Source organism: Paraburkholderia sp. C35 (genome assembly GCF_003121405.1).
Classification (GTDB): Bacteria; Pseudomonadota; Gammaproteobacteria; order Burkholderiales; family Burkholderiaceae; genus Paraburkholderia.
In genome coordinates this window covers 89,121-102,219 of record NZ_QBUY01000007.1, presented here as the reverse complement: position 1 = coordinate 102,219, position 13,099 = coordinate 89,121, and the positions used below count along the sequence as shown (strand labels likewise).

The 13,099-nt window shown below is 56.3% G+C and carries 13 protein-coding genes; 9 read left to right on the top strand and 4 right to left on the bottom strand.

What is annotated here, in order from left to right; genetic code table 11:
- The first annotated feature begins 57 nt into the window (after window positions 1-57).
- Window positions 58-1,344: a sorbosone dehydrogenase family protein gene (locus DK391_RS06960; protein WP_239482740.1), complete on the top strand. Its 1,287-nt coding sequence runs from the start codon at window positions 58-60 to the stop codon at window positions 1,342-1,344.
- Between the two features lie 16 nt (window positions 1,345-1,360).
- Here DK391_RS06960 and DK391_RS06955 read toward each other — a convergent pair whose 3' ends face one another.
- Entirely contained in the window at window positions 1,361-2,272 is a 912-nt protein-coding gene (locus tag DK391_RS06955) for a LysR family transcriptional regulator (protein ID WP_109477264.1), read from the bottom strand.
- Window positions 2,273-2,384: 112 nt separating this feature from the next.
- On the opposite strand from DK391_RS06955, the gene DK391_RS06950 reads away from it, so the two are divergent.
- The 6 genes from DK391_RS06950 (at window position 2,385) to DK391_RS06925 (ending at window position 8,451) form a co-directional block, all read left to right on the top strand.
- Window positions 2,385-3,116 carry an SDR family oxidoreductase gene (locus tag DK391_RS06950; RefSeq protein ID WP_109477263.1) on the top strand — a complete coding sequence of 244 codons (732 nt, stop codon included), beginning with the start codon at window positions 2,385-2,387 and terminating at the stop codon, window positions 3,114-3,116.
- Between the two features lie 83 nt (window positions 3,117-3,199).
- Window positions 3,200-4,057 carry an oxidoreductase gene (locus tag DK391_RS06945; protein WP_109477262.1) on the top strand — a complete coding sequence of 286 codons (858 nt, stop codon included), beginning with the start codon at window positions 3,200-3,202 and terminating at the stop codon, window positions 4,055-4,057.
- A 177-nt stretch (window positions 4,058-4,234) separates the two neighbouring features.
- Window positions 4,235-5,257 (top strand): LLM class flavin-dependent oxidoreductase, encoded by a 1,023-nt coding sequence (locus DK391_RS06940; protein ID WP_109477261.1) that lies wholly within the window; start codon window positions 4,235-4,237, stop codon window positions 5,255-5,257.
- 641 nt (window positions 5,258-5,898) lie between these two features.
- Window positions 5,899-6,801 (top strand): LysR family transcriptional regulator, encoded by a 903-nt coding sequence (locus DK391_RS06935; protein ID WP_109477260.1) that lies wholly within the window; start codon window positions 5,899-5,901, stop codon window positions 6,799-6,801.
- Window positions 6,802-6,822: 21 nt separating this feature from the next.
- Window positions 6,823-7,107, top strand: coding sequence for a hypothetical protein (locus DK391_RS06930; protein WP_109477259.1), 285 nt, complete (start codon window positions 6,823-6,825; stop codon window positions 7,105-7,107).
- An 18-nt stretch (window positions 7,108-7,125) separates the two neighbouring features.
- Window positions 7,126-8,451: an epoxide hydrolase gene (locus DK391_RS06925; RefSeq protein WP_109477258.1), complete on the top strand. Its 1,326-nt coding sequence runs from the start codon at window positions 7,126-7,128 to the stop codon at window positions 8,449-8,451.
- A gap of 52 nt (window positions 8,452-8,503) precedes the next feature.
- Here the strand turns inward: DK391_RS06925 and DK391_RS06920 are convergent, their stop codons facing one another.
- The 3 genes from DK391_RS06920 to DK391_RS06910 form a co-directional block, all read right to left on the bottom strand.
- Window positions 8,504-8,812 (bottom strand): winged helix-turn-helix domain-containing protein, encoded by a 309-nt coding sequence (locus DK391_RS06920; protein WP_109477257.1) that lies wholly within the window; start codon window positions 8,810-8,812, stop codon window positions 8,504-8,506.
- A gap of 78 nt (window positions 8,813-8,890) precedes the next feature.
- On the bottom strand, window positions 8,891-9,850 hold the full coding sequence (locus DK391_RS06915) for a catalase family peroxidase (RefSeq protein WP_109477256.1): 960 nt from the start codon (window positions 9,848-9,850) through the stop codon (window positions 8,891-8,893).
- Between the two features lie 201 nt (window positions 9,851-10,051).
- Window positions 10,052-10,729 (bottom strand): type 1 glutamine amidotransferase domain-containing protein, encoded by a 678-nt coding sequence (locus DK391_RS06910; RefSeq protein WP_109477255.1) that lies wholly within the window; start codon window positions 10,727-10,729, stop codon window positions 10,052-10,054.
- A 483-nt stretch (window positions 10,730-11,212) separates the two neighbouring features.
- On the opposite strand from DK391_RS06910, the gene DK391_RS06905 reads away from it, so the two are divergent.
- Window positions 11,213-11,779 carry a VOC family protein gene (locus tag DK391_RS06905; RefSeq protein ID WP_239482732.1) on the top strand — a complete coding sequence of 189 codons (567 nt, stop codon included), beginning with the start codon at window positions 11,213-11,215 and terminating at the stop codon, window positions 11,777-11,779.
- Between the two features lie 171 nt (window positions 11,780-11,950).
- Window positions 11,951-12,790 carry an enoyl-CoA hydratase/isomerase family protein gene (locus tag DK391_RS06900; protein WP_109477254.1) on the top strand — a complete coding sequence of 280 codons (840 nt, stop codon included), beginning with the start codon at window positions 11,951-11,953 and terminating at the stop codon, window positions 12,788-12,790.
- Window positions 12,791-13,099 lie beyond the last annotated feature (309 nt).

The following is a 13,099-nucleotide window of genomic DNA, read 5'->3' as shown; positions in this document are numbered from 1 at the left end:
AAAACAACTCAATCACTGACCCGACGCGCGGCGGTTATGTCGCTGTCGAGTGTTGCCATGGCACTCACGCTTGCGCTTTCGTTAGCGGGTTGCGACGACTACACGGCAGCCGACCCAAAATTGCAGATTGGTGCCAATCCCGTGTTGCCAGCATTGCGGCAATATCTGTTTCCACCAATGCGGATCGCGACCCCGAGAACCTGGAAGCAGGACGAGACGCCCACGGTCCCAGAAGGACTGCAAGTCAGTGCACTGGCAAAGGGGCTGAAGCGACCGAGATCGCTTTACGTGCTGCCGAACGGGGATGTGCTGGTGATCGAATCGAGTGGGCCTGATGCGCCTGTGATGCGTCCCAAAGATCTTATCGTCGGCGTTGTGCTGGGCGCAGCGGGCGAGTTCAATCAGGCGGGGAACCGCATTACGCTCCTGCGTGGCGGCACGAACGGCCAACCGCTGTCGCAGACGGTGTTCCTCGATCATCTGACTTCGCCTTTTGGCGTGGCGCTCGTCGGACACGATCTGTACGTCGCCAACACGGATGCGATCGTCCGCTACCCCTATCACGACGGCGACACACGAATCAGTGCGCCCGGCACGAAGCTCACCGACTTGCCGGCGGGACCCATCAATCACCATTGGACCAAGAGTCTGATTGCAAGTGCCGATGGATCGAAACTGTACGTAGGCATTGGGTCGAATAGCAACATCGCCGAGAACGGCATGCAGGCGGAGATCGATCGTGCGGACATCTGGGAGGTCGATCGGGCCACGGGCGCGCATCGCATCTTCGCAAGCGGCCTGCGCAATCCCAATGGTTTCCAATGGGAGCCGCAGACGGGCAAGTTATGGACGGTGGTCAACGAGCGGGACGAACTCGGCCCGGATCTTGTCCCGGACTACATGACGTCCGTCAAAGACGGCGGGTTCTATGGGTGGCCGTATAGCTACTACGGGAACCACGTGGACCCGCGCGTCATGCCGCAGCGACCAGACCTCGTTGCGAGAGCGATTGCGCCCGACTATGCACTGAGTTCGCACGTTGCCCCGCTCGGAATGGCCTTTTACCAGGGGACGAATCTTCCCGCGGCATACCGTGGCGGCGCTTTCGTCGGAGAGCACGGGAGTTGGGATCGAAGCCCGTTGAACGGCTATAAGGTCGTCTACATTCCCTTCCAGGACGGGATGCCGAGCGGTCCGGCGCAAGACGTCGTGACAGGTTTCCTGAGTCCCGACAACCACGCTCGGGGTCGGCCCGTGGGGCTTGCGGTTGACAGGAGCGGAGCGCTGCTGATCGCCGACGATCTTGGGAATACGGTGTGGCGGGTCGCCGCCAGCGGCAAATGAACGGTGTTGCAGCGCTCTACCGCATCGGAAGCCACAGCGGTCCTTCCCACGCCTTGAGCGCTTCAAGGAATGCGCTGAGCTTTGAAGGCATGAAGCGACGCGTCGGATAAACAGCGTGAACGAAGATCTCCGGTGATGACCATTCAGGCAGCACGCGACGAAGTTTCCCGCGAGCAATCTGTGCATCGGAATAGCTCGACGGAAGAAGGGCGATGCCATGCCCGCGAAGCGCGAACGCGCTGACGATGTGAAAGTCGCGCGCGGCAACTGGCCCCGTTACGCGGACCTTGGCTGATTTTCTTCCATTGACCAGATGCCATTCTGCCTCGTTGTTTCTCGCGTTGCTCAGCACGCAAAGATGCTCGGTGAGTTCTTCGGGGCGGGAAGGGAGCGGGTGATTCTTCAGATATTCAGGAGAAGCGGCGAGATGGCGAACACTTTTGCCGATCCGTTGGGCGACCAGACTTGAGTCCTGCAAATCGCCAAAGCGGATCGCCAGGTCGACGTTTTCTGCAATCAGGTCCACGAACACGTTGGTGAAGTACAGGTCCACCTGGATGTGCGGGTAACGCTTCAGGAACGAGGACAGGAAGTCGTAAAACGCCTCCTGTTGCAGCATGACGGGCCCCGATACACGTAACAGACCGTCAGGCTTCTTCTGCGTGTGCGTGATCTCGCGCTCCGCATCATACAGATGATTCAGCGGCTCACTGCATTCGTCGAAGTAGGCGCGCCCTTGCGTGGTCAAGCTGAGCTTGCGGGTCGTGCGCTGCAGAAGCGTTACACCAAGCCGTTCCTCGAGCGCAGACACCTTGCGGCTCACCGTGGAGACGGGCATCCCGAGTGCTCGCGCTGCGCGGCTGAAACTCTCGAACTGCGCCACGCGGACAAAGACGGCAATGTCGTTCAGATCAGCGGGTTCGGTCATGGATAATTTTTGCATGGATGGAAAAGTGATTCCATGAATTCCAGTCTAATCAAAAATCCTTTGAAGGGCGAGACTTGATTCCACGCAATTCAACAGCCCTCGGAGAGATACCATGGCTAACCAGGTAGTCGTTGTTACAGGTGCTTCCAGCGGAATCGGAGAAGCCACCGCCAAACTTCTCGCGTCGAAAGGCGCCACAGTGGCCCTCGCCGCGCGCCGGCTCGACAAGCTGGAACGCATCGCCGCTGAAATCGCCGCGAAGGGCGGGAAGGCGTCCGTTCACCCGCTCGACGTGACGGATCAGGCGCAGGTCAATCGCCTGATCGACGACGTCGTATCGCAACACGGCCGGATTGATGTGATGGTCAATAACGCTGGCCTGATGGCGATCGCGCCGCTCTCGCTGCGCAAGACCGACGAGTGGGATCGCATGATCGACATCAACATCAAAGGTCTGCTCTACGGCGTCGCGGCAGCATTGCCCGTGTTTGAAAAGCAGCAGTCGGGGCATTTCATCAACATTGCGTCCGTGGGGGGCCTGAAAGTGTTTAGCCCCGGCGGCACGGTGTATTCGGGTACCAAGTTCGCTGTTGGCGCCATTTCGGAAGGCCTGCGTCACGAAGTGGGCGGCAAGATCCGCACGACAGTGATCTCACCGGGTGCGGTCGATACCGAACTCAAATTCGGGTCGGGCCACGAGGACAGCCGCAACTTCGTCGTTGATTTCTACAAGATGGCCATTCCGGCCGATGCCATCGCGCAGGCTATCGCCTATGCGATCGAGCAGCCTCATTCGGTTGATGTAAACGAGATCGTGATCCGCCCGACCGTGCAGGATTTTTAAGGATCGCGGCAGGCTTGACGGGCCGCGAGTGATCAATGGCGATTGCTCGCGGCGTACTTCAAAGACATGTGTAGGAGCAGGACATGAGCAACGTAACGAAGCAGCAGTTCAAACGCGTCTGGTTTATCACGGGCGCAACGCGCGGTCTCGGCGCACTGATCGCACAGGCAGCACTTGCTGATGGCAACGCCGTCGTCGCCACGGGGCGCAATACGGCAGCGATCGTCGAGCGTCTCGGCGAATCCCCCGCGTTGCTGGCTATCGAACTCGATGTGACCAGCGAGGCGCAAGCGAAAGCCGCCGTTGAAGCAGCCGTCGAGAAGTTCGGCCGCATCGATGTGCTGATCAACAACGCGGGCTTTGGCCTGCTGGCCGCCGTCGAGGAATCGAGCGACGCGGACGTGCGGCGCATGTACGACACCAACGTCTTCGGCCTGTTGAACGTGACGCGCGCCGTGCTGCCCGTCATGCGCAGCCAGCGCTCGGGGCATGTGATCAACACATCGTCGATCGTCGGCTATCGCGCAGCTGCCGGGGTAGGCGTGTACAGTTCCACGAAGTTCGCCGTCGAAGGCATCACAGAAGCCTTGCATGACGAACTGAAGCCGCTCGGCATCCACGCGACGACGATTGAACCGGGCTTCTTTCGCACGGATTTTCTCGACACATCGTCGCTGCTCGTGGGCAAGGAGATCATCGACGACTACGCGCACACGTCAGGCAAGCTGCGCGAACTCGCCGGCAGCATCAACCACAATCAGCCGGGCGATCCGGAAAGACTGGCAACGGCGCTCGTGAAGCTCGTCGACGCGCCGGCACCGCCCCTGCGGCTACCGCTCGGCACGGACACGCTGAAGGCCATCGAGGAAAAGAACACCTACGTGGTGACCGAAACGAAGACGTGGGAAACTCTGTCGGCTTCCACCGATTTCCCGGTCTGAACGCAGCGCCGTTGCATGTGTGCAGCGGAATGCAACGGCGTTACTGAGAAAGAAACGGACGCTGTTGCAACCTGGATGAACGCTGTGCGCTGCTCTCGATGAGGCGTTGGGGTACCTGACTCTTGCGAATGGCCGTGTCGGGAACTTGCATCTATATCTGCAAATGGGGTGTATTAAGTGAAGAAGATCGGTTTTCTGTCATTCGGTCATTGGGCGACTTCTCCATATTCGCAAGCCCGATCGGCATCTGATGTTCTTCTGCAATCGATCGAACTCGCAGTCGCGGCAGAGCAGCTCGGTGCCGATGGTGCATTTTTTCGCGTTCATCATTTTGCGCGACAACTCGCATCGCCTTTCCCACTTCTTGCTGCTGTCGGCGCTAAAACCAGCAGGATCGAAATAGGAACTGGCGTTATCGATATGCGATATGAAAACCCGCTATACATGGCGGAGGATGCCGGTGCAGCAGATTTGATCGCGGGTGGACGGTTGCAGCTTGGCATCAGTCGAGGCTCCGGGGAACAGGTTATCGATGGCTGGCGTTACTTTGGTTACGCACCGGGCGAAGGCGAGAGTCACGTCGATCTGGCACGACGCCATACCGAAGTGTTTTACGAGGTGCTTCGCGGTGAGGGCGTCGCGCAACCGAATCCGCGCCCGATGTTTCCGATCCCACCCGGGCTGCTTCGCGTCGAGCCTCACTCCGAAGGCCTTCGCGACCGGATCTGGTGGGGTTCAGGCTCCGATGCGACTGCGATCTGGGCGGCGGGGATGGGAATGAATCTTCAGTGTTCAACCCTCAAGAACGATGAGTCCGGGCGTCCGCTTCACGTCCAGCAGGCGGAGCAGATTCGGGCGTATCGGCAGGCATGGAAAGAGGCCGGGCACACGCGGGAACCGCGCGTATCGGTGAGCCGGAGTATTTTTGCGTTGGTGAACGATCGCGACCGGTTGTACTTCGGGGGTGACAGGCAGAGTGCGGATACAGTCGGCATGCTCGAAGATAGTATTCGGACCATCTTCGGGCGCAATTACGCGGCTGAGCCTGATGTGTTGGTGGCGCAACTTGCCGCGGACGAAGCAATCGCCGAGGCTGATACTTTACTTCTGACGGTGCCGAATCAATTGGGCGTGGAGTATTGCGCGCATGTGATCGAATCGATTTTGACTCATGTCGCGCCGGGGCTTGGCTGGCGATAGAAGCTCATTGGAAACGCACACAGACCCACGAGGATGGTGCATAGGCGGACTTTTGCCAAAAATACGCTGTTGGTAGAGATCCTTCACGGTCGATTGCAGTGTGTGGTCGGAAGACTTCGCGACTTAAGCTACCTCACAAGCTTCATTTTTGTCGCGGGAGCGGTGGTACAAATTTCCCTCAATTCTTGCCTGATCTTGAATGCCATCGAGCCGACATGGTTATCACGAGATGGGCTGTCTCAAGTTGCAGTGCGAAAAAATGGGCAGTGACAAGCTCAAACAATCCGGGCGAACAATCAAATCTCAAATCTGGTCAAGCGCCACCACGCTAAACACTTTTCTCACGCCCGATTCTCCCTTGTGGACAGAGGCTCCGCGCCTCGCACAATCACCTGATGCGCGCCCTGCGCTTCGTTAACTATCACAGTCATCCACTAGTTCCGCTTCTCGTAGGCGAGTTGAGTTCTTGCCGCATCGTCTGGTGGCCCGCAAGGCGAGAGCATACGAATGTATTAGGCGATGACGCATTGGTGTGAAGCGCGTCACGCAATCGTACGCTGGCATGTCGGATGTTCAGTCGCTACGCTTTTATCAAATGACGATGTGCACCTCGGTTCATCTTGTTTCACAGGATGTGAGATATGGACGTTACAGACCTCAGGATATTTGATGCGGTGGCTCGACTCGGAAGTATGAGTCGCGCGGCAATTGAACTTCACACGGTTCAGTCGAATGTCACGGGACGCATTCGTACGCTCGAACGTGAGGTGGGTATCGCGCTTTTCCAGAGGCACGTACGCGGTGTGAGCATAACGCCTGCAGGCCAGCGTATGCTCCCGTTTGCAGCTCGCATCGCCAGCCTCATTACTGATGCACGGCAGGCAGCGCTTGATGAAGGACCTCCCAAAGGCGCGCTTTCGATTGGTGCTCTCTGGTCGACCGGGACGCATCATCTTCCCGGGATAGTCAGTGACTTTTCACGACAGTATCCGCAAGTCACGTTATCGATGACGGCTGGAACATGCGCTGCTCTCATGGATGCAGTCGCCAGTGACGAGCTGGACGGCGCGTTCGTGTCTGCACCAGGAGCACATCCGGATATCGATGCGATCGCTGCCTTCAGTGAGGAGCTGGTGCTCGTCACACCTGCTTCAATTCGCTCGCTAGAAGAAGTTCAAGCTGCCACTCACCTCAAAGCAGTCGTGTTCGCTCAGGGATGTACTTACCGTCAACGGCTGGAATCTCTCCTGATGGATCTGGATGTGAAATCGACCGCGCTTCTGGAACTGGAGTCGGTAGAAACGATTATCTCGTGCGTTTCGTCTGGCGTTGGCATATCGCTCCTGCCGAGAAGCGTCGTTGCCAGAGCAGCATTGGAAAAACGGGTGATCGTTCACGCCGTTCCTTCAAGCATCTCGAGCATGGAAGTGTCATTTATTCGGCGTCGCGATTCCTATTTTTCAAGTGCTATGCGAGCGTTTGTCGAACTGGCCTGTTTGAGGGATGGTGGCTCATCCCATCTTTGTTTCGATCGCGCGGCATAGCAAAACCAGGAGGTGGTTGTCATGAAGTCTTTCGTTTGCACACTTGCAGTGGGCATGACGTTTTCGTTTCCGGCAATAGTTGTTGCACAGCAAAGTGGCGGGCCAGATCAAGGGAAGGTCGATGTGCAGCAACAATCCGCAGGTGAAGCGAATGCTTCAAGCTACGGTGGTGCGCCGAATGCGACAAGTTCCGGTGAGCCACAGCATCGCATGTTCGGATTCCTGCAGCATAAAGGTGCCAACGCGTCGCGCAGCGACAACTGCGTCGGCCCTGTGAGTTATTGCAATATTTTCTTTGGCAGCTGATTGCGTTCAGGAGTTGACATGCGAGACGAAAACCGTCCACCCGATCGCCCCCGACGTCGTTTTATCGAATCGGCGATCTTGACAACGATGGTGGGATCATTGAGTCGAGTAGCATTTGCAGAGACGGACACGCTCGGCATACAGATTGTGCAAAGTGAGACTACCGACAAAACTGCAATCCGTACGCTTCGTGTGCACGCATCCGACGCGCAGCTGGCGGATATGCGACGACGAATCAATGTGAGTAACTGGCCCGAGCGGGAAACTGTGCGAGACGCATCCCAGGGCGTCCAGCTCGCAACCATGCGAAACCTCGCGCAGTACTGGGGGAGGGGATACGATTGGCGCAAGATGGAAGCCCGACTGAATGCGTTGCCGCAATTCATCACAGAGATCGACGGACTGGATATTCATTTCATTCACGTCCGTTCGAAGGAGGCCAATGCATTGCCGATCATCATTACACATGGATGGCCCGGTTCGATCATCGAGCAACTGAAGATCATCGAACCTCTGACCAATCCAGTCGCATATGGGGCGAGTGCAGCCGATGCTTTCGATGTGGTGATCCCATCTTTGCCTGGCTATGGCTTCTCAGGAAAGCCGACTACGACGGGTTGGGATCCTATGCGTATCGCTCGTGCGTGGACGGTGCTGATGGCACGCCTGGGCTATAAGCGATACGCAGCACAAGGAGGCGATTGGGGAAATGCTGTGACAGAACAGATGGCGCTCCTCGCGCCTCCGGAGTTAGTCGGCATTCACACCAATATGCCTGCGACGGTGCCCGAGGAAATCGGGAATCTACTCAAATATGGCGAACCCGCTCCGCCAGGGCTGTCTGCCGACGAAAAGCACGCGTATGACCAACTCGATTTCTTCTATAAGCATGGCCTGGGCTATGCTCAAGAGATGGCAAACCGTCCACAAACGCTCTATGGAGTCGTCGACTCGCCAATAGGCCTTGCGGCGTGGATGCTCGATCACGACGCGGCCAGTCAAGCACTTATTGCGCGTGTTTTCGACGGTGCATCAGAGGGCTTGACGAGAAATGATGTTCTCGACAATGTCAGTTTGTACTGGCTGACTAAAACGGGGATTTCGTCGGCGCGTCTGTATTGGGAAAACAAACTCAACTTTTTTGCGCCAAAGCATGTTGCGATTCCGGTCGCCGTCAGCGTATTTCCCGACGAAATATATGCTGCACCGAGGAGTTGGGCGGAAAATGCCTATCCCAAGCTGATTCACTATAACCGGCTGGCGAAAGGAGGGCATTTCGCGGCGTGGGAACAGCCCGATACGTTCGCTGAAGAAGTGCGGATCAGTTTTCGGACATTGCGCTGAATCGGCAGGAAAATTACATCATGCGAAGTTGGCAATTCGTCTCACGATCAGGTCAAAAAAGATCATCCGAAAGATGACTTGGTGTGAGACGATAGCCGCGCCCAGGGATTGTCTGGATCATCCTGCGTTCATCATCACCTAGAGCTTTGCGCAACGCGCAAACGTGTACACGAATATTAGATTCTTCGACAACCGTATCGGGCCACACCTGACGGAGAATGTCCGCGATGGACACGACCTTTCCGCCAGCGCCCATCAGCAGAACCAGGATGTCGAACGCGCGGCTTCCCACCGGAATATACCTTCCGCTCACAAGTATTTGTCTGGTTGACTGATCGACGTCGATGTTGGTGATGCTCATCGTTATGGTCTGTAGTGTTGAAATGCGCGGCCTGATGAGCTGGCTGCAGTCAGGATTGCCACTGACGCTCCCGCCTGTTCAATCGCTGCGTCGTGCAAATGCCACTCCATAAACTGCGCTTCGGATGAGGGGCATCCTGTCGTCTGAGAGCTCGATTCCATCGGTCAGGTTTGTCGGCAGAAACAGCAAGTTCTTTTGAACTGCATGGCTATCGACGAGAACCTTGCTGACTGTGAGCACGCCGAGGTCGACCACGCGACGATCGTCAGGCCACGACTGGCTAGGGTCCTTGGTCTGATCGCCAGACTCAGCAATCTGTGCCCTGAGATGAAATACAACCGGCTCCTTTGCGACGCGCTGCGGAAGATCGTCGATTAGAAAGTCAAGCGGCTTTCGCGCAGCCTCGTCGGCATCCAGATATACGATCTTCTCAGGCGTCGTGATGTAACGCACGGCCTGCCGGTGTCCTGCCTTGTTGACAAAAATAAACGCGTTGAGCCCACGGTACTCCTCGTGTGCAAAACTGTCTGGCGTGCCAGCGGTGTTAAAGGACGCGGGAACTGTCGGATTGCTGGCTGCGAACTCATCGAGCGCGGTTGGTTTCGCCGCGCTATCAGGACTGTTGCTTATGGCCATCAGCAGGTCGCGGAATCCCTCCCCAGTCGGCATCGGGAAGGTCTTTACCGCCAGCATCGGGATGTCCACTTCGGAGCCGTCGTGCATGTGGAATTTGATTGCCATGCCCTTGATGTTGCCAGGAGCGCCATCCGGAATAGCGGGAAATCCGCCATCGTTAGAAAATCGCACAGTGAAAGGGATGCTGCTGCCGTCGAAGAGCGCAGCGCGACTCAATGTCGCTGCTTCGGATGAGGCAACGAAACTGCCTTGCGCGACGATGCCTTTCGCGTGGTTGACGCGGAATCCGGCATGAGTCCCATAGATCTTATAAAAAATGTCGACGATTTCGTTCGCAAGCGCGGTGTAACTGTCGTCAGGTTCTATCGGGGTTGAAAGATTTTGCGCCGGTGCATCGCTCATGTCTAACCTCCAGATCACATTAACGGCTGCCGCCGCATACAGGCGGCACCAAGACATCGATGGGAAATCTATCAATGTGACGCACCAATAGATCGGGGATCTTCGGGAACTTCTGGTCCGAGCCAGAGTTGGGGTTACGTCATTCGCGCTTTCTGGCAAAGATAACCTGTAGGCGGACTTAGCACGGCGTGCAAAAGAGAGTCAGGTCTGGATTAGCTTAAGCAGTTCTTTGGCGGTCGGTCCGGAGGAGGCGGGATTTTGGCCGGTGATCAGGCATCCATCAGCAATGGTGAGCACGGCCCAGTTTTCTACTTTTTCAAAGTGGCCGCCCAATCGCCTGATTTCATCTTCGAGTAGGAAGGGCATGACCCTGGTTAGTCCGACGGCTTCTTCTTCATCGTTGGTGAAGCTGGTGACACGCTTTCCCTTGACGAGAGGCTGTCCCTGGTAGGTTGCCTTTAGAAGCACACATGGACCATGACAGACGGCCGCAACGGGCTTGCCTGCGTTGTAAAAGCTCTCGATTAACGCGATCGAATTCTTGTCATCGGTGAGATCCCACATTGGACCATGACCACCGGCATAGAAGATCGCATCAATGTCTTCTTGCTTCATGTCAGCGAGCTTGACGCTATTTGCAAGTACCTTTTGTGTGGCGGCATCTTCCTTGAAGCGCAGAATTGAATCGGTCTGATTGTCGGGATTGTCGCTTTTGGGATCGATGGGTGGGTGATTGCCCTTGGGCGAGGCCACAGTGACCTCTACACCAGCATCGATGAATGCATAGTAGGGCGCGGTGAACTCTTCGAGCCAGAAGCCCGTCGGCCTCCCGGTTTCACCGAGCACATCGTGCGAAGTCAGAACCAGCAGGACTTTCATATCTAATCTCCGTTAATCGAGAGAAAACCGTCAATGCAGCAGTTTGAGTAGTTTCGAAGTGGATCGGGCAAGTTCGTGTGTCCATGCATAGATGAACATTCAACGAACATCTGCATTCAAGTCCCGCTTCTCTGTCGGCACCATAGACCGATGGTATTGCCTCCCTACCTCCTCGTATGACCGGGGATCCTTCAGTCACTCCGCAACCTCCCCAGAATAATCGTCCCGGTCGGTAACTTGCTTTCGGCGGACCTTACCGTGGGGCGACGCGGTTGCCGGTCTTCGATTGCACGTGAATTGAGAGGTGAATCAAAAGAGCGAGCTTGATGCTGTGCAGAGGATCGCGACGTATTCTGGCTGGCATCAATGCAATCGATTGTGTCGCCGTTTTCCGTTTTGTTTCGTTGCGCTTTCTCCTATCTTTTTCACATGCACGAAGCGATATCTGAGAAATCAGTCATGCAAGCATGAGAGGAGTGGGAAATGGAAAATGCATTGATGCAACAGGGTCACGAAGCCGACATTCCGGCTGCCGGCGTTTTCGACATGAAGATCGAGATTGTGGTGATTCCCGTCACGGACGCCGATCGCGCCAAGCGTTTTTATAGCGCGTTGGGATGGCAGCTCGATCTCGACTACAGCGCAGGGGACGACTACCGGGTTATTCAGTTCACGCCACCTGGTTCTGGATGCTCAGTCATGTTCGGCAAGAACATGACTGTGGCAGCACCAGGTTCGCTCCAGGCGGTTCATCTCGTTGTGTCGGACATCGAGGTTGCGCGCAATGAACTCACTCGACGCGGCATCGTGATCAGCGAGCCATTTCATGACACGGGCGGCGTATTCCATCATTCAGATGGAAAGGAAGTCGTAGATGGGTTGAACCCGCATCGACAAAGCTATGCGTCGTATGCATCGTTCACCGATCCGGATGGTAACGGATGGGTGCTGCAGGAAGTTGGTGCGCGCTTGTCCGCAGACATTGAAATGAATGATCCCAGATTCACCCGTGAGATTGTGAAGGCCATCCATGCGTCATTGCCGGTATGACTATGGTCTGGGCGGCAAGTTCGATGATGGCAAGCTGGAGGCGTTTCCGCCTAGGAGCGTCATTGTGTTACTGCGGGATAAGGACGGCCCCGTAGCGACTGGTGTCAAGCGGAAAAGGTCTCTCATCGGTTTCAAAACATTGACGTTTCGATAACTGAGTCAGGAGTCTAAATGAATTCGAGCAGCGAGCATCAGCAAATCAGGGTTGAACGCCACACGCCGGCTTACTGGAAAGTATTGCTCGAAAATCCACCCTTTAATATTTTCGGACCGGACACGATTCCTCAACTAGAGGCGGTCATCGCTGCGCTTGAGACGGAGCCAGCGTTGAAAGTAGTGGTATTCGAGAGCGCGGTGCCGGGATTCTTTCTGAACCACTATGACTTCACGCACCCCCTGGAAGAGAGTACGAGCCTTCCATCCGGCCCAACGGGCATGCATCCTCTGCCTGACATGCTGGTACGCCTGACCCGCGCACCAGTTGTGTCGATAGCAGCAATACGAGGGCGCGCTACCGGGGTCGGCAGCGAACTCGCGCTTGCGTGCGATATGCGCTTCGCGAGTCAAGAGCAGGCATTCCTGTCGCAATGGGAAGTGGGGGCAGCGCTGGTCACGGGTGGCGGGCCGTTGGCGAGACTTTCCCGTCTCGTTGGGCGGGGACGCACGATGGAAATTGCGCTTGGCGGCACTGACATCGACGCCAAAACAGCCGAGCTATACGGATACGTGAATCGCGCGCTTCCGGATTCAGAATTGGACAGGTTCGTTGACCAACTGGCGTCGCGAATCGCGACCTTCGACAAGTCGGTATTGACGGCCTACAAGCGACTCATCAATCATGCGACGCTGCCCAGTGATACGGATGTAAATGCCGAGTGGACCGCGTTTATTGACTCACTGCAGCGGCCCGAGGCGCAGCGGAGAATCAAACAACTCATGGATATGGGCTTACAAAGTTCGCCTGACGTCGAGCGACGTCTAAACGACTTCACGGGAACGCTTGGAAGCTGAATCGTAAGCAAATAAGGCATCGATATAGTCGTTAGGCGAGGTCGGGCTGTCTGCTAGTGTTGTGATCGATCTGATACTAAGCGTAGTGACTACGAGACATCCGGCATCAGGTAAGTTGCAGCGCTGTATCGCTCGAAACGTCTGATGTTGGTTTGCGCTCAAATGTGATTAGCGTTGCGCATCGATCGGCGGGGCTTTCAGTTAACTGCTGGGGCGGAGGAAGGCTGTGAATCTCCCGGTGAATGTGAATCCGTACCGTACGAGGTCGATCTTCGGGATCCCGATCCGTGGTTGCAGTCGGTCAAATTT